Below are 19,187 nucleotides of genomic sequence, written 5' to 3'. Positions count from 1 at the left end.
TAAGAGTGCCATGTGTTCGTTCCGCTTCCGGATGTTTCGCCCATGATCGTGACCCGCCGCCTCGTGCTTGCCGGCATCGCCGCCGGTGCCCTTTCCAGAAGTGCTCTCGCTGCCACTCCCTTCCCGACGCCGGATATCCCGCCGCTTGAAAACCGGGACTATGCGCAGGCGCGCAAACATTTTCGCACCTCTCTCCTGCGCAAGGGGCCGTCGCCGGAAGTCTCGCCGCCGCTCGGCACACCGCCGGGTGCAACACGCGTTACCTATCCGGGCGGCCCGGATGGTTCGATCCAGCTGATCGCCTGGCTTTCCCATTACGAGCCGTCGAAGACACTGAAACCCGCAGTGCTTTTCCTTCACGGCGGAAATGCCACCGGCGACGGCCATTGGGAACTGATGAAACCCTATTGGGAAGCAGGCTTTGTTGTTCTTCTGCCGTCCTTCCGTGGGGAGAACGGACAGGCCGGTTATTACTCCGGCTTCTACGATGAAACCGCCGATGCGCTGGCGGCTGCGACCTATCTGGAAAATCTGCCCGGAATAGACCGCAATCGCTTCTTCATCGCCGGTCATTCGAATGGCGGCACGCTGGCGCTGCTCGCCTCGATGACGCGCAAATTCCGCGCCGCCGCGCCTATCTCGGCCGGTGTCAGCGCCTGGCGCTATTTCGGTCGATATTCGAACGAAATGCCGTTTGATCCGGCGGATCCGATGGAATTCGTCATGCGCTCCTCCGCCTGTTTCGGCGCCAGCCTCAAATGCCCGACATATCTGCTGCGCGGCTCTGAGGAACGTCCGTTTGACAAGGACCATGAGTTGCTGATGGAGCGGGCAAGATCGGCAAGCGTCTCGATCGAAAAGAAACTGCTACCGGGCACGCATAACGGTGTCGTCCCCGGTGCCGTTGTCGAAAGCATCCATTTTTTCAACCAGTTTGCCTGATCGCGGGTGCTGCCGGGGCCGTTTGTCGAGCCAATAAAAAAGGCGGGATCTTGATCCCGCCTCTTCTTTTCATGTCGCTGATCTGATGATCAGAACTCTTCCCAGTTGTCCGCTGCCGGTGCCGCCGCAGCGCCGCTGCGACCGCCGCCGAAGGCCTGGGCAAGCTTGCCGACCATGCCGCGTGCTGGCGAGGCGACCGGTGCAGTGCCGCGCGAGGCGGCTTTCACCGGCGCGGCCATCATCGATGCCGTCTGGCGCAGTGCACCTGTCTGTTGCGAAAAGCCTGCGCTCGAACCCTGGCCGAGCTGGAACTGCGATACCAGTTCGCGCAGACGACCCGATTCCGTGGCCAGCGTGGCGCCTGCAGCATTGGCTTCTTCCACCATCGCTGCATTCTGCTGGGTCACCTGGTCCATCTGGTTGACCGCGGTGTTGACTTCCGCGAGGCCGACCGACTGTTCACGCGAGGAGGTGGCGATCGAATCCATATGCTGGTTGATCGTGACGATATAGGTCTCGATCGTCTTCAGCGCCGTACCGGTTTCGCTGACCAGCTTGACGCCGGTCTCGACCTCGACCGACGACTTGCCGATGAGATCCTTGATCTCCTTGGCTGCCTGGGCGGAACGCTGTGCCAGTTCGCGCACTTCCTGTGCGACAACGGCAAAGCCCTTGCCCGCTTCACCCGCACGCGCGGCCTCGACGCCGGCGTTGAGTGCCAGAAGATTGGTCTGGAAGGCAATGTCATCGATCACGCCGATGATGTTGGAAATCTGGCCGGACGATTCCTCGATCCGTTCCATGGCGTTGACCGCGTTGGCAACGACGACGCCGGACTGGCGGGCGCTTTCATTTGCCTGGATAGCAACGGTGCGGGCTTCTTCCGCACGCTTCGACGAGTTCGACACGTTGGTCGTGATCTGGTCGAGGGCGGCGGCGGTTTCTTCCAGCGAAGCGGCCTGCTGTTCGGTCCGCTTGGAAAGATCGTCGGCGCTCTGGCTGACCTCGCGCGAGCCCGAATCGATCGAGCTTGTCGCCTGGGCGACCGAGCCGAGCGTTCCGCGCAGCTGCGAAACTGTGGCGTTGAAATCTGCGCGCAGGCTTTCGAATTCCTGGGCGAAGGCCCGGTTCAGCTGGAATGTCAGATCGCCGGAGGAGAGGTGCTTGAGACCTGTGGCAAGGCCATTCGTGGCTTCAGCCATCGCTTCGGCGCGGATGCGGGCATCCTCGGCATTGCGCTGGCGCTGCTCTTCTGTGAGGCTGCGCTGTGCTTCCGCTTCGCTTTCAAGCGCCTGCGTCTTCAGGGCGTTGTCCTTGAACACCTGAACCGCCTGCGCCATCGTGCCGATCTCGTCGCGGCGGTCGAGACCAGGGATCTCGCGATTGGTTTCTCCCGAAGCAAGTTCCGCCATGCGGTCGCTCAGTCGAGCGATCGGGCCGGTAATCCCGCGCGAGGCGACGTAGAGGCCAAGCAGGATAAGCACGGCAAGCGAAATGCCCAATGCAATCACGCCGGTGATGATCGTATCGTTGGTATCGGCCTGAAGTTCGGCGGTGCCGGCATCGACCGTCTTCATCAACTCGTCATTACCGGAGGCGAAAAGCGGCAGGACCTGCATGACCTTGGCGCCGGCATCGCGCATGGCAGCGCGTGCCTGGATCGCCTGGCCGTTCTTGGCGAGCGTGATGACCTGCTGGCCCAGCTGGTCGAATTCATCGACTGCCTTCAATATGGCGTCGGCGGCAGCGCGGCGTGTGGGTACGAGATCCACGGTCATGCCGACGCGCTGCTTCATCAGGTCGCGGTCGCCTTCGTATTTTTTCACGGCAGCTGCAAATTCCGGCGAGGCCGGATCATTGACCTGCATCAGGCCGAGCTGCAGGCCCATCTGCAGCAATCCGGCCGTTGCGCGCGCATTCAGCGTTGCAGCCGTGCTCTCGTGCGAAATGAAATAGGAGTATCGTTCGTCGGCATTCTTGAACTGCATGCTGACATAGAAAAGCCCGATGAGTGCGATCGCACCCATCAGTGCGATGACCGCGACGATCTTCGTGCGGATTTTTGCATTTTCGAGGAACTGCATTTCGCTTCCTATTGGGAAAGGGCGATCCCGTGCGAAAATGCTGTCATACGCAGGGATGCTGTCTGAACCGATTACATGACGATCACCACCGCTCCCATCGCGGCTGAACCTCTTGCACCGTCGTGTGAGATCTAGCCTGGGCGCATTTAAATTTGATTAAACATGTTTCGAACCGTTCCTGATCGCGGGAATGCGCGCTGCGCCAGACACACCAGCTTCGCGCCAGCGCCACCTGCCAGAGTGTACATAGACGTCATCTGCTCGAGCGGGTCTTTATGCCGAACACATTTTCATCGTTTCGCCGCGCCACCGGTCTTGCGGCCGCACTGATTGCAACGACGGCGCTCGCCGGTTGCCAGGTTCCGTTCGTCACCGATACCAGCCGCGTGAACCCGAATGTTTTCGTTCAGGAAACGGCTCCGGTTTTCCACGTCCCGCCCTATCAGGATCCTCCGTCTAACCAGCCGCCGCCAATGCCGGGTGCCATCCCGCAGAAACGTCAGCTCTACCCGTCGGATTTCCACCAGAAATACGATCTCGGCGCGACCTACGGCCTGCCTGTTTCCAACCCCGTCTATCGAACCATGTACGACGTCACGCGCGACGCCGACCACACGCTTCCGGCGATCCCCTATTCGCGCGTCGATCAGCGTTTCCTGAGATCGCAAGTCGACTATCGCACCAACGAGGCGCCGGGCACGATCATCGTAGATACCCGTGCACACTACCTCTATCTGGTTCAGCCGGGCGGCAAGGCGATGCGATATGGCGTCGGGCTCGGCAAGGCCGGCTTCGCATGGTCCGGTCGCGGCGTGATCCAGCGCAAGGCGAAATGGCCACGCTGGACGCCGCCCGATGAGATGGTGTCCCGTGATCCAGGCCTGCGCCAGTTTGCTGCCGCCGAGGGCGGCGCGACCCCAGGCCTCAACAATCCGCTCGGTGCCCGCGCGCTCTATATATTCAAGGATGGCAAGGACACGCTCTACCGCGTCCATGGAACGCCGGACTGGCAGTCTGTCGGCAAGGCCACGTCTTCGGGCTGTGTGCGCATGTTCAATCAGGATGTCATCGATCTTTTTGATCGTGTTCCGAACGGCACTCCGATCGTCGTTACCTGACCGATTATCCGTTGACTATAAGCCTGGAGCCGCCCGCAAGGCGGCTTCTTGCGTTCCTTCGGTCAATGTAAACGTTGCCGATTTGCCGCAGACCCGTCTCTTAGAGGTGGAGCATATGCTGCTGGAACCTTTCGCCTTCGAGATCGTTCGATTAAGCTTTGCGTTATCGCGTTCCTCTGGATGGTTCTCCCTGACATGACATTCGACACTTCCTTCTCTCGCCGGAGCTTCCTTACTCTTCTCGGCGCGGGCGCAGCCTCGACGCTTGCCGGCTGTGCCTCGACCACGCCATATGGCGGGCAGGTCATCACCTATCGAGACGGCATCAGCACCCAGCCGCCGGAGCCGGCCGGATACGATGCCGATGCGGCCCAGATGTATGGCAGCGTGCAAGATGGCGGTTTCGTCATCCCGGCCATCCCCTATCAGAAGATCAATCCGCGTTATTATCGCCAGCGCGTCGTCGATCCGACCGGCGAGCGCCCCGGCACGATCGTCGTCGATACGCCCTCGCGCTTCCTCTATCTGGTCGAGCCGGGTGGCTCTGCCATGCGTTACGGCGTCGGCATCGGCCGCGAAGGCTTTTCCTGGTCAGGCGAGGGCGTCATCCAGTGGAAGCAGAAATGGCCGAAATGGACCCCGCCGGATGAGATGGTCGCCCGCCAGCCCGAACTGGTCAAATATTCCGCCAAAAACGGCGGCATGGCTCCCGGCCTCAACAATCCGCTCGGCGCCCGCGCGCTCTATATATTCCAGAACGGCCAGGACACGCTTTACCGCCTGCATGGCTCGCCGGAGTGGAACTCGATCGGCAAGGCCGTCTCCTCCGGCTGCGTGCGCCTGATGAACCAGGACATCGTAGACCTTTATGAACGCGTTCCCGCCAAGACACGCATCGTGGTCTGGCAATAACGGAACTCTTCTCAAGATGTTATCCTCGGCCTCGTGCCGGGGATTTTCTTTCCGGCACGTCAGTCTACGCGAACATTTCTAGGATCGCACCGAAACATGTGTTAAGCGCCAGCCGAATAAAAGCAGGAGCGCAACATGACCGAACTGACCGTAGAAGACGCAACCAACCGCATCTATGAATCGCTCCACGCGGACAATGCCGATATCGACACCCATATCGCATCTCTGAAAGCTGCTCTGGCAAAGGCCGGCCAAAAGGAAGCCGTCTTCGATCCGGCCAAAATCTCGCAGAACAACCGTTCCGGCCGCAAACTGATGCAGGCCTATTTTCGCCAGCGCGGCGTGACGGTAAAATTTTCGGCGTGATGACTTGGTCGAACCGTGATGCAGGCTTTGCATCACGGCTGACTTGCGGGCGAAGCGGATGCCGGAGGGTGATTGAGCCGCGCGGGCAGCCAACTGGGCCAACCGCAAATGCTCCTCTTATATGAGGCCGTGCATGTGCTTCATGGGCTGCAGTACGATATCCGCAATGGCCGAAATTCCGACCTTGAATGCCTCCTGATATCCAGGATCGGCGACCATATTCTTGAATGCCGACCGATTTGGATATTGAACCAGCACGGCAGCATCCCACCCTGCTGCCGGCCCTGCGGTGAGCAGAGGCAGGCCGTCACCGCCAAACAGAATTTGTGCGCCAAAGCGCGCCAAAATCGGCTTGGCCATCTTATGGTATTGGCGATACCTTTCCCGTCCGTCATCGGGTTTGAAGTTGATCAGGTTCAGCATCACGATGGGCGTGTCGTCGGCTTCACTCAGGAAGACCTCGACTGCAGCTGGGGACAATTCAGCCATTCGCTTATCTTTCTTAAACACTTTGCTCGGAGGGCGTGCACCCGGCAAACGAATAGCGTGTTCATTTGTCAGAAACTGTCAGGAGTGAACGCCAGTCGCGATCCTGTTCGTGCCACTGTTTCACGATCGATTGTCGTCGGCCGGGATAACGCTCCTGCAAAACGGTTGTCAGTTGCAACCGATCTATGCGGAAGTGACGGAAGGCCGATCTCTGTTCGCACCATGCGGCGAGTACCCGCACACCGTCGAAATAGACGATGGCTATCGGCCAGATGGTGCGATCCGACAATGAACCATGAGCGTCTTCATAGCTGATCTCGACTTTGCGCTGCCGACGAATGGCCTCTCGCAATGATGCGGCGTGTGGAGGGTCGACAAGCTCCGACGATGGCGCCGCCGTTATAAGGCCAGACGCTTCATCGCTCGTCGCAGAAGGTGCCTTTCCAACGGAAAGGATCTTTGCCAATGCGCTTTCGCTGCCATGTGCCAGCGCCGGATCGGCGCGTTGCTGCACCCAACTCAAGCCGAGCTTGATCGCGTCCAGTTCGTCCGGTGAAAATGCGAATTCTGGAAGGAAGTAGCCATCTCTCAGACAAAAGCCAATGCCCGCTTGTGCATCGATCGGCGCTCCCAAAGCGCGCAACGTATCTATATCCCGGTATATGCTCCGCTCCGACACCCCCAGCCGATCCGCGAGATCGAGGGCAGTGACGGGTATCCTGCGTGCTCGCAGTATGCCGAGTAGTTCAAATAATCGACCCGTTCGCGACATATGCAGATATCCCTCGGCAAGTTCGGTGCCCGCTTCCTACTTCTCCTCGGCCCCCTCAAGCCGATCCTTCAGCCCCACCAGCGCGGCCCTCAGCGTTCCCACCTCTTCGAGGCTGCATCCTGTCGCCTTGCCGATGGCTTGCATCACGCCGGCTGACCGATCCTTCAGCTCCAGCCCCTGCGGCGTCAGCGTGATCTTCACCTGCCGTTCGTCTTCCGCATCGCGCTTGCGCTTGACGAGGCCGGATTGCTCCAGTCGCTTGAGGAGCGGCGAGAGCGTGCCGGAGTCGAGCCCCAACCTGTCGCCGAGCGCCTTCACCTTCTGACCATCTTCCGCCCAGAGTGCCATCATCACCAGATATTGCGGATAGGTCAGTCCGAGCGGTTCGAGCAGGGGCTTGTATGCGCGCGTAAACGCATGCGCCGCGCCATAGATGGCGAAACACAGCATCGCATCCAGCCCGCCGGCTGCTGCCTCGCGGCTTTCGACCTCATCGTTTTTATTCGGCTCTGCCCCTGTCATCACGAAACCGTGCTCTATCTCTTTCATAATCTATTCTCGCAGGCTTGACGTCAGAATGCAATGCGCATAAATCTATTGCACGCAATTGAATTGCGAACGATTTAACCGAAGGGAGTACGAACATGCCCATTCTTTATACCACCAAGGGTTCTGCCACCGGCGGCCGTGCAGGCCACGGCGCCTCTGAAAACGGCGTTCTCGATGTCACGCTGACAGTCCCGAAGGAACTCGGCGGCGACGGCGCAACCGGCACCAACCCCGAACAGCTTTTCGCAGTCGGTTATTCCGCCTGCTTCCTCGGCGCGCTGAAGGCCGTTGCCGGCAAGGAAAAGGTGAAGATCCCGGAAGACGCCAAGGTGACGGCAACGGTCGGCATCGGCCCGCGTGAAGACGGCACCGGCTTCGGTATCGAAGTCTCGCTCTCCGTTTCGATCCCCGGAATGGACAAGGCACAGGCCGAAGATCTGGTCGCCAAGGCGCATATCGTTTGCCCCTACAGCCATGCCATGCGCACCGCCACGGAAGTTCCGGTCACGGTCGCCTGAACATCGTAGGCATATGAGGTGCCGTCTTCGGGCGGCATCCGGACCATGTTTTTAAAACGGCTGGAAGCCTCGGGGCTTCCGGCCGTTTTGCCATATCAGTTCCGTTGCAGGGCGAGATGAGCGCCAAGCCCGATCAGAACCGCCCCGCCGGCCCGCTGCATCATCTTTTGCGCCGCGGCCGATTTCTTCAGGCCCTTGACGACGGCGCCTGCGAGAAACACGCAGACGATATCGGCGGACGAGAAAGTGAGGTTCACCACCGCGCCGAGGATCAGGAACTGCAGCCAGACGGGAAAGGCCGCCGACGCATCGACGAATTGCGGCAGGAAGGCCATGAAGAAGATCGCCGTCTTCGGGTTCAGCACCTCGACTGTAATGCTTTCCACAAAGGCGCGGCGGGCGGATTTCTGGCCGATCACGGGCAGGGAAGGATCGCCGCTTGTCCTGGCTCTAAAAAGCGAGATACCGAGCCAGATCAGATAGCCCGCTCCGATCATCTTTACCGCCAGATAAAGCGTCGGCACTGCATGGAAGAGAACGGAAAGCCCGGCAGCAGAAGCAACCACATGCACATAACAGCCCAGATGAATGCCGAGCGTTGCCATCAGCCCGCCTTTGCGCCCCCGCGCCATTGTCTGCGCCGCGGCATAGAGCATCGCCGGGCCGGGAATATAGGCGAACACCGCAGTCGTGATGAAGAAGGTGATCAGCAATTCGACAGATGGCATCGGGTGATCCTTGGCGAGAATGATAGGCGAAACACTATTCTTTAGCCCGGCCAAAAGCCATCAGGTCATCTCATCCGAAAATCTGCAAAACCATTGTCTTTGGAAAGATATCGTTTATATTCTTTCGTGGGAAAGGAATAATGCCATGGCTTACGCATCGAAAAATCCCGATCTCGTCATCTCGGAAGCGCAGGTGGTGACCAAGGCCACTGTCGCGGCTGCAGACCGGCTCGGCCTCAGCGCCCGCACGCTTGCCGGCATTGTCGGCGTGTCGGAAGCCTCCGTATCGCGCATGAAGCGGCTGGATCATCTCCTGGAAAAGGGCACAAAACCCTTCGAGCTGGCGCTGTTGCTGATCCGTCTTTTCCGCTCCCTCGATGCCATCACCGGCGGCGATGAACAGGTGGCGCGCGCCTGGCTGAAGAACCACAACACGGCTCTCTCCGGTATTCCCGCCGACAAGATCCTCTCCATTTCCGGTCTGACTGATGTCCTTGCCTATCTGGATGCCCGCCGCGCTCTCGTCTGAGTTCAGACGGCTGAGCACGACTGTCTGGCGTCTCGTCGAGGCGCAGCATCGTGTCTCGACGATGAAGCTGGTCGATCATGTCGATGAGCAGGCGCTGCTTGAAAACCTTCTGGAAGAAACCAAGCCCGCCTATCCGCCGGAATGCGAAGGGCTGGATTATCTGTTGAAGACGCCGTTCCGTTACGGCGCGGCCTATCCGCATGGCTCCCGTTTCCGCCGCGCCGGCAAGACACCGGGCGTTTTCTATGCGGCCTTCGAGATTTCCACCGCGATTGCCGAAATGGCGTTTTACCGTTTGTTGTTCTTCGCAGAATCTCCGGCCACGCCGCTGCCGTCCAATCCCGCCGAATACACGGCCTTTGCCGTCTCGATCGACAGCGCAAAGATCCTGGACCTCACCACAGCCCCATTCGATCGGGATCGTGCGGCCTGGGAAGATCGACAGGACTACGCTGCCTGCCAGGCTTTCGCTGAAACCGCCCGCAGCGCCGATGCCGAAGCGATCGTCTACCGTTCTGTTCGCGATCCTGAGGGCGGGTTGAATATCGCGCTGCTGATGGCCTCCGCCTTTGCTGCGCCTGAACCATCAGAACGGCAGACATGGCGAATTCGCCTGTCACGGGCAGGCGTACAGGCGATCCGCAATCATCCGCTACTGAGAATGGGATTTTCAATTGCCGATTTTGCTGACGATCCACGTATAGCGGCGGTGATCAAGCCCTGATCGGCCTCAGAATGTCGGGTGTAAAAACGAAAAAAGGCCGGGGCAATGTTGCTCCGACCTCTCTCATCGCCGCTTTACCCACCAGTGCCAGTACATCCGTGGTCAAAAGCTGAAAGCAGCGGCGGCAATTGCGAGCAGCACATGGGTTAAGCGCTCATCAGCAATGCCGATGAAGCTTATGTAATCCATGATTGTGTTGAAATCAAGAATAACTGCTATCTGCGGCAATTATGCGCGTTTGCCGCGTATCATGCGGATTGCCCGTTTCTGTCCGCCTGACGAAATCGACGAAGGCGCGCAAGGCCGCCGGCATCTGGCGACGGCTCGGGTAATAGAGATAGAAGCCGGAATAATAGGGGCACCAGTCTTCGAGCATGCGCGTGAGCCGGCCATCCGACACCAGGTCCTTCACCTGATCCTCGAAGGTGAAGGCAATGCCAGCACCTGCAAGTGCTGCATCCACCATCATGTCCTGATCGTCGAGCACAAGGGCGCCATCCACCTCCACCGACAGTTCCACACCGCCACGCTCGAATTCCCAGGCGTAAAGCCGACCCGTGCCGAAACGAAAGCCGATGCAGGGCAGGGATTTCAACTGTTCCGGCGTAACCGGCTTCGGATGTTTTTCGAAAAAGTCGGGCGTCGCGACGATCGCTGTCCGCTGCCTTGGACCGATCGGAACCGCGATCATATCCTGCGCAATGATTTCGCCGAAACGAACACCGGCATCGAACCCTTCCGACACCATGTCGACCAGCTCGTTGTTGATGACAATCTCGATGCCGACCCTCGGATGGGCCTCCAGAAACCGCGCGACCAGCGGCAGAAGCACCATCCGCGCTGAAGGCCGCGAGGCATTGATCCGCAACCGCCCGACCGGCGTGCCGCGAAAATTGTTGAGGTCGTCCAGCGCATCCTCGATATCGCGGAAGGCGGGGGCGACGCGCGAAAGCAGCCGCTCGCCGGCCTCCGTCAGCGCCACGCTGCGCGTCGTGCGGTTGAACAGCCGCACATCCAGCCGCTCCTCCAGCGCCTTCAGGGAATGGCTGAGCGCAGATGGCGTACAGCCCAGTTCGTCGGCCGCGCGACGAAAGCTCTTGTGTCGCGCCAGCGCCAGAAACGGTGACAGATCGGTGGGTGAGAAAATTGCCATTGCTGAATTTTACTCATCAACTCGAAGAGAATCCAGTCGATTATCTCACGAGCGGTGTCGGCGTAAAAATGTCCTCAGCCGCCGATCAACGGAACGGCATCACGAAAGAGGAGATTTCAACATGCGTACATGGTTCATCACTGGTGCATCCCGCGGCTTTGGCGCCCTGATCACCGAAAAGGCTTTGGCAAAGGGCGATAACGTCGTCGCCACCGCCCGCAATCCGAAATCGGTGACGGAACGTTTCGGCGACCATCCGAACCTTCTCGCCGTCGCACTCGATGTCAACGACGAGACCCAGGCTCATGATGCCGCCAAGGCTGCGATTGCCCGCTTCGGCCGCATCGACGTTCTGGTCAACAATGCCGGTTTCGGCCTGCTCGGCGCAATCGAGGAAGCGAGTGCTGAGGAAGTCGAGGCGATCTACCGCACCAATGTCTTCGGGCTTCTCTCCGTCACCCGTGCCACACTCCCGCATATGCGTCGTCAGCGCTCGGGCCATATCCTCAACTTCTCGTCCATCGGTGGATATCGCAGTTCAGCCGGTTTCGGCGTCTACTGCTCGGCGAAATTCGCCGTCGAAGGCCTGACGGAAGCGCTGGCCGATGAACTCGCTCCCCTCGGCATCTTCGCCACCGCCATCGAACCCGGCTATTTCCGCACGGATTTCCTCGAAGGCAATTCGCTCAGTGTGAGCCCGGTCGAGATTGCCGATTATGCGCAAACCGCCGGCGTGGTGCGCGAAAAGGCAAAACACATCAGCCGCAACCAGCCCGGCAATCCGCAGAAACTCGCCGACGTGCTGATCGATTTCGTCGATATGGAAAACCCGCCGGTCCGCCTACCGCTCGGCAGCGACACGGTCGCGGCCATCGAAGCCAAGATCGCCTCCGATACTGCGCTGCTGGAGCGGGTAAGGGCGATCTCTGTGTCGACGGATTTCGACAAGACTGAAGCCGCCTGAGCGGCCGCGCTACCAATATCAAAAGCGCCCGGTGATGAGCCGGGCGTTTGGTTGCTCTGTATTTGCCAGATCCATCAGCCTATCGTCATGCGCCGCAGCACATTGGTTTTCCAATAGAAATGATGCGCCAGTGCGCCACCGACATGCATTGCCAGTATCAGCCAGAGAATGACTTTGAGAATATCCGCGTGGAGGTCTCCGGCACTGCCCCAGCCCAGATAATAGGCGCCGATACCCGTCAAGGGCATCATAAGCAGCAATACGTAAAGCAGAACATGCGCGATTTTTGCCCCAAGCCTGAATATCGCAGGCTCACTCACGGGCGCAGCCGGAACGCCCTGGATATTGCGCAATAAAAGCCGAAGCAACACCATGAGCAATACCGCAAGGCCGGCATAGGCATGGATATTGGCCGAGGCAATCTGATCCACGGTGGCGGCTCCGGTCCGCCGCATGGCGTGTTGCCACGCATTCATGCCGTCCGGCAAAAGCAGGTTGAACAACACGAGTATAGCAGTCAGCCAGTGGAGAATACGCTGCGGCAGAGAATAGGTAATCGGCGATGTCATCTGAATTCGCTCTCGATTTGGAAGAACTGGTCGTTCGGCGACTGATTTATTTGGTGACGGTCAGGGTCCCATGCATGCCCGCTTCATAGTGGCCCATGATGTTGCAGAAGAGCATGTAATGACCGGGTGAAAGTCTGGCTTTCAACGAACCGTTCGCGCCTGGTTTGAGATCCGCGACCTCGCCAAGACTTTTAAGCTGCTTTTCATCAATGCGATGCTTGCCCTTGATGACGGTGATCTTCTGGTCGGCAGACTTCAGCTTCACCAGCACCATTTCGTGTTCCTCGGTCATCGCCGCATTGTGCACCGAAAAGACGACTTCACCGGCCTTGATGATGGACTGGTCCATCTTGAGGCTCATGGGGCCACCGCCTTCGCCGTCTTCGATGACATTGATAGCCGTGGCCGCGAAGGCCTGTGGTGCCAGCGACATAAATGCGATTGTGCCTAGTGCCAGGAAATGTCTGCGCATCATGGATCTCCTCAGGTTTATCCCGCCGGAGACTTAGAACCGTTTTCTGACGGCACTCTGAACGCGAAACGTGTCTAGGAGGCTTGTTTCAATCCTGCCAGCAATTGCCGCACCCCATCCGATCCGCCAGCACCCAGTTCAGCATCGATTTCCGCGTGAACCCGTGTCCAGATCGGCAAGGCTGCAGAAAGCATCGCCATCCCCGCTTCGGTCAGCGTCAAAAGTCGCCCGCGGCGATCTTTCGGGTCGGTCTCGGTTCTGACCAGCCCGCGCCGTTCCAGAACCTTGAGCGCCGCCGTCAAAGTCGTGCGGTCCATGGCGAGTAGATCGCAGACGGATTTCATCGTCGCCGGCACCGGTCGGTTGAGTGACATCATCAGCGAAAACTGCCCGTTATTCAGCCCGATAGGTTTCATCGCCACATCGAAACGCCGGGCAAGCGCCCGTGCCGCCCGCTGCACATGCAGGCACAGGCAGGTGTCCCGTACATGCAGGGTCGTGGAGAATGGAATTGATTCGGAATTTGACAGCATGGAATAATCATGTTGATATCAACGTAATCTGTCAAGGAAGAGGAGGTTCCGGGCATGGATATCACCGCATCCGCAAAGAATAACCCCGACAATCCGGTCGTCGACAAGGATGAATGGCGCAATGCGCGCCTTAAACTTCTGGAGCTTGAGAAGGAAGAAACCCACCTGCGCGACAGAGTGCGGGCGGCGCGCCAGGCGCTCCCTCGGGTGAAGGTCAACAAAGATTATACCTTCGAGACGCTTGCCGGCCGAAAGACACTCGCCGAGCTTTTCGATGGCCGCAGCCAGTTGCTTGTCTATCATTTCATGCTCGGCCCGGATTGGGACGAGGGCTGTATCGGCTGCTCCTTCTTCTGCGATCATGTCGAAGGCGCGCTGCCGCATCTCAACAACCACGACGTCACCTGGGTGGCGGTCTCGCGCGCACCGCTCGCAAAGATCGAGGCCTATCGCAAGCGCATGGGCTGGAATTTCCCCTGGGTCTCGTCCTTCGGCGATGATTTCAACTACGATTACAACGTCTCCTTCTCGGATGAGGAGCGGGCATCCGGCGCCGTCGAATACAATTACCGTAAGGTGCCGACCACAGAGATCGCCGATGAGGAACACGGCATGTCCTCTTTCTACCGTAACGAGGCAGGCGAGATCTTTCACACCTATTCGACCTACGCCCGCGGCGGCGAAGAGGTCTGCGGCACGCTGATGCTGCTCGACCGGGCACCGCTCGGCCGCAATGAAACCTCGACCATGAGTTTCCTGAAGCGCCACGATGAATATGAAACGGCGCCAAAGGAGAAGGGTTCATCCTGCTGCCATTGAGGCGGTGCAGATTTCATAATCAGGGAGGAAAAGACAATGACGATGGTCATGGCAAAACCGCGCGCCGAGCACGGGTTTCTGGAGAGGATGGTCGGCACCTGGGATGTCACCTCGGATATGAGCGGCGAAATGCCATGGGTCGAAAACGTCCGTTCGCTTCAGGGAATCTGGATTATCGCCGAAGGCACCGGCATGATGCCGAAAGGAGACGGCGGCGAAGGAGGAGAACCCGCAACCACCATGCTCACGCTCGGACATGACGCCGCCAAGGGCAAATATGTCGGCACCTGGTTTGGTTCGATGATGGATTATCTCTGGGTCTACGAAGGCGAGGTCGAGCCGGATGGCAAGACGCTCAGTCTCTATACGACAGGGCCGACGATGAGCGGCGAGGGCATGGCCGATTACCGCGAGCAGGTCACCTTCCTGGCCGATGACCACCGCACTTTCACCTCCAGCGCCAGGCAACCGGATGGCAGCTGGAAACAGTTCATGGAAGCGCATTATCGCCGCAAAGGCTGAGAGCCTTCCTTTCCCTAACCGATCACGAGGATAGTGCCATGCTGCAGACTGCTTCCAACACGCGTTCCGCCATTCATGGAAAATTCATCTGGTGCGAGCTGATGACCTCCGACACCAGGGCCGCCGGTGATTTTTATTCCGCCGTTGTCGGCTGGAAGGTGAATTCCATACAGATGCCGGATTTGCCGTCCTATTATCTGTTCGAAATGGGCGAGGGAGAAAACTGCCCCGGCATCGGCGGCATGATGAATTTCCCGCCCGAACTGGAAGGCAAGCTGCCGCCGAACTGGACGGGTTACGTCGCGGTCGATCACGTGGATGAGACGGCGAAAGAATATGTTTCACTCGGTGGCCGGGTTCAGCGCGAGCCGGACGATATTCCAGGCATCGGCCGGTTTGCCGTTGTCGCCGATCCGCATGGCGCAGTGCTTTGCATCATGACGCCGATCCCACCGGAAAATCCGCCACGCGAACTGGGACCGGAAGACCCGGGCAATGTCGGCTGGCGCGAGCTTTACGCCGGTGAGGTAAACGAGGCTTTCGACTTCTACGCCAAGGTTTTCGGCTGGACCAAGGACCATGATTTCGACATGGGCGCGATGGGGCCGTACCGCATCTTCGCCCATGGAGGCAAAGCCATCGGTGGCATGATGACGAGGCCCGAAACCGTGCCGATGGCCTGCTGGAGTTATTATTTCAATGTCGAGGCGATCGACGCAGCGATCGACCGGATCAAGGCAAATGGCGGCGCGGTGGTGTTTGGCCCGCAGGACGTGCCCGGCGGCAGCTGGATCGTCCAGGCGACGGACCCGCAGGGTGCGTTCTTCTGCCTGGTGGCACCGGGAAGGTAGATAATTAAAGACCTCTCCCAACCCTCCCCACAAGGGGGAGGGCTTAACCCAGCCGAGACGTTGAAGCAAAATCAGGGCAGAAGTTTGCCGCGGATTTTCTCCCCCTTTGTGGGGGAAATTGCCGGCAGGCCAGAGGGGGAATTGTCCCGCGCCATAACGTCTGACGTTGTAATGAGCGCCTCCATTCCTACCGCTTCAAGCTCCCCAAAATCCCGCGCACGATAGCCCGGCCGAGTTGCGTGGCAACCGTGCGCGTCACGCTCTTCATCGCCGCTTCCACGATCGTCTCGCGCTGGTAGCCCGAGCGGCCGACGGTCTTGCGCCCACGCTGCTGGTCCTGATCGTCGTCACCGCCGCCGAAGCCCGGCAAAGTCCAGCCGGTCGTCTCGCCGGAACCGGCAGGCGGCGCGGGGTCGAGTTCGTCCTGTGCGTTTCTGGCGGCAGCCGCATCGGCGGCTTGCTTGGCGCGAGAGGCAAGGATCTCGAAGGCGCTTTCGCGATCGATATCCTCGTCATAAAGCCCAAGAACCGGGCTGCGGTCCATGATCCCCTGACGCTCGGCATCGGTGAGCGGCCCGATCCGGCCCGACGGCGGGCGGATCAGCGTGCGTTCCACCATCGAAGGTGCGCCCTTTGCTTCCAGCGTCGAGACCAGCGCCTCGCCGGTGCCAAGCTGGGTGATTGCGGTTGCGCAGTCGAAATCCGGGTTGGGGCGGAACGTATCGGCCGCCGTCTTCACCGCTTTCTGCTCGCGCGGCGTATAGGCGCGCAGCGCATGCTGCACCCGGTTGCCGAGCTGTGCCAGCACCGTTTCCGGTACATCGAGCGGGTTCTGCGTGACGAAATAGACGCCGACGCCCTTGGAGCGGATAAGGCGTACCACCTGCTCCACCCGGTCGATCAGGATCTTTGGCGCCTCATCGAACAGAAGATGCGCCTCGTCGAAGAAGAAGACGAGCTTCGGCTTGTCCGGATCGCCCACTTCCGGCAGTTCCTCGAACAGTTCGGAAAGCAGCCACAGAAGGAAGGTCGCGTAAAGCCGCGGGTTCATCATCAGCTTGTCGGCGGCCAGAATGGAGATCTGGCCGTAACCGTTATTCGGGTTGACCCGCATGATATCGGTGATCTTGAGCGCCGGTTCGCCGAAGAAATGCTCGGCACCCTGCTGTTCCAGCACCAGAAGCGCGCGCTGGATGGAGCCGACCGAAGCCTTGGAGATCAGGCCGAATTCCTTGGAAAGCTCGGTCGCATTCTCCGCCATGTAGTTGAGAAGCGAGGTGAGGTCTTTGAGGTCCAGAAGCGGCAGGCCGGCCTTGTCGGCCAGCTTGAAGGCGATGTTGAGCACACCTTCCTGCGGCTCGGACGCGTTCATCAGCCGGGCGAGCAAGAGCGGTCCCATTTCGGCGATCGTGGTGCGCACCCGATGGCCTTTTTCGCCATAGATGTCCCAGAAGATCACCGGAAACTGTTCGAAGTCATAATCCTGAGAACCGATCTGTTCGGCGCGCTTCAGCAGGAAATCCTTGGATTCTCCCTTGGCGGCGACACCGGAAAGGTCACCCTTGATGTCCGCTGCGAAAACCGGAACGCCTGCCTTGGAAAAACCTTCCGCCAGAACCTGCAGCGTCACCGTCTTGCCGGTGCCGGTGGCCCCGGTCACCAGACCGTGGCGGTTGCCGAATTTCAGGTCCAGATATTCCGCCTTGTTCAGCGTGTCGTCCGGCTTGCGGCTGCCGCCGATGAAGAGCTTACCCGTCTCGTCCGTCATGCAACTCTGCGCTCCCTCGCGGCGTTTGTTCTCAAATGCTTATACGGCGGGCTTTGGCGGGCGGCAACGATTTCCCGAGGCCCCGAGCGATCAGATCACGCGAAGGCGAGGGCCATATGACGACGAGCGGCAACCTGCTGGAGAACGGCACCGGACATATCGACAAGGACAATATTTCTGGTCCGCATCACGGACGAGGGCGCGACGCCGATAAGCCCGCCGAAATTCCGGCTCGTGGTTTGAAGGATGTCTTCTGGCGGATTGTCTCCGGGGTGATGGAAGACAGGGTCACGCTGATTGCGGCCGGCGTCACCTATTATCTTCTTCTGGCTCTCTTTCCAGCCGCCAGCGTGCTCGTCTCTCTGTATGGGCTTATGGCCGACCCCGCGGCGATCGCCGACCGTATCGCTTCGCTCGGCTCCGTCATGCCAGCGGACGCGCTTGACATCTTTCTCAATCAGGTGAGGGCGCTGTCGGCAGAGCGCGGCGCCACCCTGTCGGCAGGTTTGGTCGGCGGTCTGGCGCTGGCGCTGTGGAGCGCCAATAACGGCATCAAGGCGCTGTTCGATGCGATGAATGTTGCCTATCGCGAAAAGGAAAAACGCAGCATCGTCCGCCTCAATCTCGTCTCGCTCGCCTTCACCTTCGGCGCCTTCCTGATCGCCATCGTCATCCTGTTTTCGATGGGCGTCGTGCCGGCGGTGCTGAACTATTTCTGGCTGGATCGCTGGGCCGAACTCATCATTCGCGTCGCCCGCTGGCCGATCATGATGGTATTCGTCGGTTTTGGCATCATGGCTCTCTATCGGTTCGGCCCCAGCCGCGAGCCCGCCAAGGTCCGCTGGCTCACATGGGGCGCTGTCTTCTCCACGCTCCTCTGGTTCGCCGCCTCCCTCGGCGTCTCCTTCTATCTCTCCAATATCGCCAACTACAACGCGACCTATGGTACATTGGGCGCGCTGATCGGTTTCATGGTCTGGACATGGATATCGGCCATCATCGTGATCGTCGGGGCCGAGATCAACGCCGAACTGGAACACCAGACGACGCGCGACTCGACCACCGGCACGCCGCGGCCCATGGGAGAACGCGGTGCCTACATGGCCGATACATTGGGAGAAACGCGGGATTGATCGGTGGCGGCGATTAAGCACTTGCGCTGCCATCCCTGGATCGCGAATAACAATGTTCCAATCTCCCGTCATGGCTGGTCTTGCCGTGGCTGAATGTGTATTACTTTGACGTCAACGTCAGAATTTTGAGGAGACATCCTGATGAACGAACTGGTTTCCCGCGTCGCCGACAGCGTCGGCATCACGCCCGATGTAGCCGCAAAGGCGATCGGCATGATGCTCGGCTTCCTGCAGCGCGAGGCCGATGATGGCGCGGTAGCAAAGATGATTGAAGCAATCCCGGGCGCTCCCGAACTGGTGGCCCAGTTCAACGGCGAAGGCGCTGGCGGCGGCGGCCTGCTTGGAGGCCTGATGGCAAGCTTCGGCGGCGGCGTCATGGCGCTTGGCCAGCAGCTCATGTCCCAGGGCCTCGGCATGGGCGAAATCACGGCACTTGCCAAGGAAACCATGGCAGTTGCCCGCGAACATGCCGGCGATGAAGTGGTCGACACGGTTATCGCCTCGGTGCCGGGCCTGTCTCAGTTCGTTTGAGCCAGCCGGATCAGCTCGATAGACGGATCGCATAAACAAAAAGGCCGCCGGTTCCTGTTCCGGCGGCTTTTTTGTCGGGTGGCCAATCGGGGGAATGCCAAGCCGAATAGGGCAGGGGTGTGCCCGGCCGAAGATTGTGCT

At 59.6% G+C, this 19,187-nt stretch carries 23 protein-coding genes; 13 read left to right on the top strand and 10 right to left on the bottom strand.

Annotated features, from left to right (window positions below; translation table 11 throughout):
* Nucleotides 1-42: 42 nt before the first annotated feature.
* A complete protein-coding gene (locus GGE33_RS10025; protein ID WP_183822826.1) occupies nt 43-942 on the top strand; it encodes an alpha/beta hydrolase family protein in 900 nt (299 codons plus the stop codon).
* Between the two features lie 89 nt (nt 943-1,031).
* On the opposite strand, the gene GGE33_RS10020 is transcribed toward GGE33_RS10025, so the two are convergent.
* Complete coding sequence (locus GGE33_RS10020; protein WP_148143998.1) at nt 1,032-3,026, bottom strand: methyl-accepting chemotaxis protein; 1,995 nt, start codon at nt 3,024-3,026, stop codon at nt 1,032-1,034.
* Nucleotides 3,027-3,301: 275 nt separating this feature from the next.
* On the opposite strand from GGE33_RS10020, the gene GGE33_RS10015 reads away from it, so the two are divergent.
* The 3 genes from GGE33_RS10015 to GGE33_RS10005 all read left to right on the top strand — a co-directional run bounded on the left by GGE33_RS10015 (nt 3,302) and on the right by GGE33_RS10005 (nt 5,422).
* The gene (locus tag GGE33_RS10015; protein WP_183822824.1) at nt 3,302-4,144 is read left to right on the top strand and encodes a L,D-transpeptidase; all 843 of its coding nucleotides are present in this window, start codon (nt 3,302-3,304) and stop codon (nt 4,142-4,144) included.
* A 195-nt stretch (nt 4,145-4,339) separates the two neighbouring features.
* Entirely contained in the window at nt 4,340-5,056 is a 717-nt protein-coding gene (locus GGE33_RS10010; RefSeq protein ID WP_148143996.1) for a L,D-transpeptidase family protein, read from the top strand.
* A 135-nt stretch (nt 5,057-5,191) separates the two neighbouring features.
* On the top strand, nt 5,192-5,422 hold the full coding sequence (locus GGE33_RS10005) for a hypothetical protein (RefSeq protein ID WP_183822822.1): 231 nt from the start codon (nt 5,192-5,194) through the stop codon (nt 5,420-5,422).
* Nucleotides 5,423-5,539: 117 nt separating this feature from the next.
* On the opposite strand, the gene GGE33_RS10000 is transcribed toward GGE33_RS10005, so the two are convergent.
* The 3 genes from GGE33_RS10000 to GGE33_RS09990 all read right to left on the bottom strand — a co-directional run bounded on the left by GGE33_RS10000 (nt 5,540) and on the right by GGE33_RS09990 (nt 7,133).
* Entirely contained in the window at nt 5,540-5,911 is a 372-nt protein-coding gene (locus GGE33_RS10000; RefSeq protein ID WP_183822820.1) for a DUF1330 domain-containing protein, read from the bottom strand.
* A 61-nt stretch (nt 5,912-5,972) separates the two neighbouring features.
* Nucleotides 5,973-6,683, bottom strand: a complete 711-nt coding sequence (locus GGE33_RS09995) for a helix-turn-helix transcriptional regulator (RefSeq protein ID WP_183822818.1) — start codon at nt 6,681-6,683, stop codon at nt 5,973-5,975.
* A 36-nt stretch (nt 6,684-6,719) separates the two neighbouring features.
* Nucleotides 6,720-7,133, bottom strand: a complete 414-nt coding sequence (locus GGE33_RS09990; RefSeq protein ID WP_246436014.1) for a MarR family winged helix-turn-helix transcriptional regulator — start codon at nt 7,131-7,133, stop codon at nt 6,720-6,722.
* Between the two features lie 194 nt (nt 7,134-7,327).
* Between GGE33_RS09990 and GGE33_RS09985 the strand changes: the two genes are divergently transcribed.
* Nucleotides 7,328-7,750, top strand: coding sequence for an organic hydroperoxide resistance protein (locus tag GGE33_RS09985; protein WP_148143992.1), 423 nt, complete (start codon nt 7,328-7,330; stop codon nt 7,748-7,750).
* Between the two features lie 95 nt (nt 7,751-7,845).
* Here GGE33_RS09985 and GGE33_RS09980 read toward each other — a convergent pair whose 3' ends face one another.
* Nucleotides 7,846-8,478, bottom strand: a complete 633-nt coding sequence (locus GGE33_RS09980) for a LysE family translocator (protein WP_183822816.1) — start codon at nt 8,476-8,478, stop codon at nt 7,846-7,848.
* A 145-nt stretch (nt 8,479-8,623) separates the two neighbouring features.
* Between GGE33_RS09980 and GGE33_RS09975 the strand changes: the two genes are divergently transcribed.
* Together GGE33_RS09975 and GGE33_RS09970 are read left to right on the top strand one after the other, a co-directional pair.
* Nucleotides 8,624-9,007, top strand: a complete 384-nt coding sequence (locus GGE33_RS09975) for an MbcA/ParS/Xre antitoxin family protein (protein ID WP_183822814.1) — start codon at nt 8,624-8,626, stop codon at nt 9,005-9,007.
* The gene (locus GGE33_RS09970) at nt 8,967-9,731 is read left to right on the top strand and encodes an RES family NAD+ phosphorylase (protein WP_183822812.1); all 765 of its coding nucleotides are present in this window, start codon (nt 8,967-8,969) and stop codon (nt 9,729-9,731) included. Before GGE33_RS09975 ends, GGE33_RS09970 begins: the two co-directional genes overlap by 41 nt.
* A gap of 202 nt (nt 9,732-9,933) precedes the next feature.
* On the opposite strand, the gene GGE33_RS09965 is transcribed toward GGE33_RS09970, so the two are convergent.
* The gene (locus tag GGE33_RS09965) at nt 9,934-10,884 is read right to left on the bottom strand and encodes a LysR family transcriptional regulator (RefSeq protein ID WP_183822810.1); all 951 of its coding nucleotides are present in this window, start codon (nt 10,882-10,884) and stop codon (nt 9,934-9,936) included.
* Between the two features lie 121 nt (nt 10,885-11,005).
* Between GGE33_RS09965 and GGE33_RS09960 the strand changes: the two genes are divergently transcribed.
* The gene (locus GGE33_RS09960) at nt 11,006-11,848 is read left to right on the top strand and encodes an oxidoreductase (RefSeq protein ID WP_183822808.1); all 843 of its coding nucleotides are present in this window, start codon (nt 11,006-11,008) and stop codon (nt 11,846-11,848) included.
* Nucleotides 11,849-11,922: 74 nt separating this feature from the next.
* Here the strand turns inward: GGE33_RS09960 and GGE33_RS09955 are convergent, their stop codons facing one another.
* From GGE33_RS09955 to GGE33_RS09945, 3 genes are all read right to left on the bottom strand, one after another.
* Nucleotides 11,923-12,417, bottom strand: a complete 495-nt coding sequence (locus GGE33_RS09955) for a cytochrome b/b6 domain-containing protein (protein WP_148143986.1) — start codon at nt 12,415-12,417, stop codon at nt 11,923-11,925.
* Between the two features lie 46 nt (nt 12,418-12,463).
* Nucleotides 12,464-12,889: a plastocyanin/azurin family copper-binding protein gene (locus GGE33_RS09950; RefSeq protein ID WP_246435918.1), complete on the bottom strand. Its 426-nt coding sequence runs from the start codon at nt 12,887-12,889 to the stop codon at nt 12,464-12,466.
* 74 nt (nt 12,890-12,963) lie between these two features.
* Nucleotides 12,964-13,419: a MarR family winged helix-turn-helix transcriptional regulator gene (locus GGE33_RS09945; RefSeq protein ID WP_183685064.1), complete on the bottom strand. Its 456-nt coding sequence runs from the start codon at nt 13,417-13,419 to the stop codon at nt 12,964-12,966.
* A 57-nt stretch (nt 13,420-13,476) separates the two neighbouring features.
* Here GGE33_RS09945 and GGE33_RS09940 point away from each other — a divergent pair, with 57 nt between their 5' ends.
* From GGE33_RS09940 to GGE33_RS09930, 3 genes are read left to right on the top strand one after another with little or no spacing between them, the layout of a single operon-like run.
* Entirely contained in the window at nt 13,477-14,241 is a 765-nt protein-coding gene (locus tag GGE33_RS09940; RefSeq protein ID WP_183822806.1) for a DUF899 domain-containing protein, read from the top strand.
* Between the two features lie 42 nt (nt 14,242-14,283).
* Nucleotides 14,284-14,763, top strand: a complete 480-nt coding sequence (locus tag GGE33_RS09935; protein WP_183824062.1) for a DUF1579 domain-containing protein — start codon at nt 14,284-14,286, stop codon at nt 14,761-14,763.
* Nucleotides 14,764-14,801: 38 nt separating this feature from the next.
* Nucleotides 14,802-15,614, top strand: coding sequence for a VOC family protein (locus GGE33_RS09930; protein ID WP_183822804.1), 813 nt, complete (start codon nt 14,802-14,804; stop codon nt 15,612-15,614).
* A gap of 187 nt (nt 15,615-15,801) precedes the next feature.
* Here GGE33_RS09930 and GGE33_RS09925 read toward each other — a convergent pair whose 3' ends face one another.
* On the bottom strand, nt 15,802-17,382 hold the full coding sequence (locus GGE33_RS09925) for a helicase HerA-like C-terminal domain-containing protein (RefSeq protein ID WP_183822802.1): 1,581 nt from the start codon (nt 17,380-17,382) through the stop codon (nt 15,802-15,804).
* A gap of 116 nt (nt 17,383-17,498) precedes the next feature.
* Here GGE33_RS09925 and GGE33_RS09920 point away from each other — a divergent pair, with 116 nt between their 5' ends.
* Together GGE33_RS09920 and GGE33_RS09915 are read left to right on the top strand one after the other, a co-directional pair.
* Nucleotides 17,499-18,515 (top strand): YihY/virulence factor BrkB family protein, encoded by a 1,017-nt coding sequence (locus GGE33_RS09920; protein WP_183822800.1) that lies wholly within the window; start codon nt 17,499-17,501, stop codon nt 18,513-18,515.
* Nucleotides 18,516-18,656: 141 nt separating this feature from the next.
* Nucleotides 18,657-19,046, top strand: coding sequence for a hypothetical protein (locus GGE33_RS09915; protein ID WP_148143979.1), 390 nt, complete (start codon nt 18,657-18,659; stop codon nt 19,044-19,046).
* Nucleotides 19,047-19,187: the final 141 nt, after the last annotated feature.

The organism is Aliirhizobium cellulosilyticum (genome assembly GCF_014198105.1).
GTDB lineage: Bacteria > Pseudomonadota > Alphaproteobacteria > Rhizobiales > Rhizobiaceae > Neorhizobium > Neorhizobium cellulosilyticum.
This window is presented reverse-complemented; position numbering and strand designations above follow the sequence as displayed.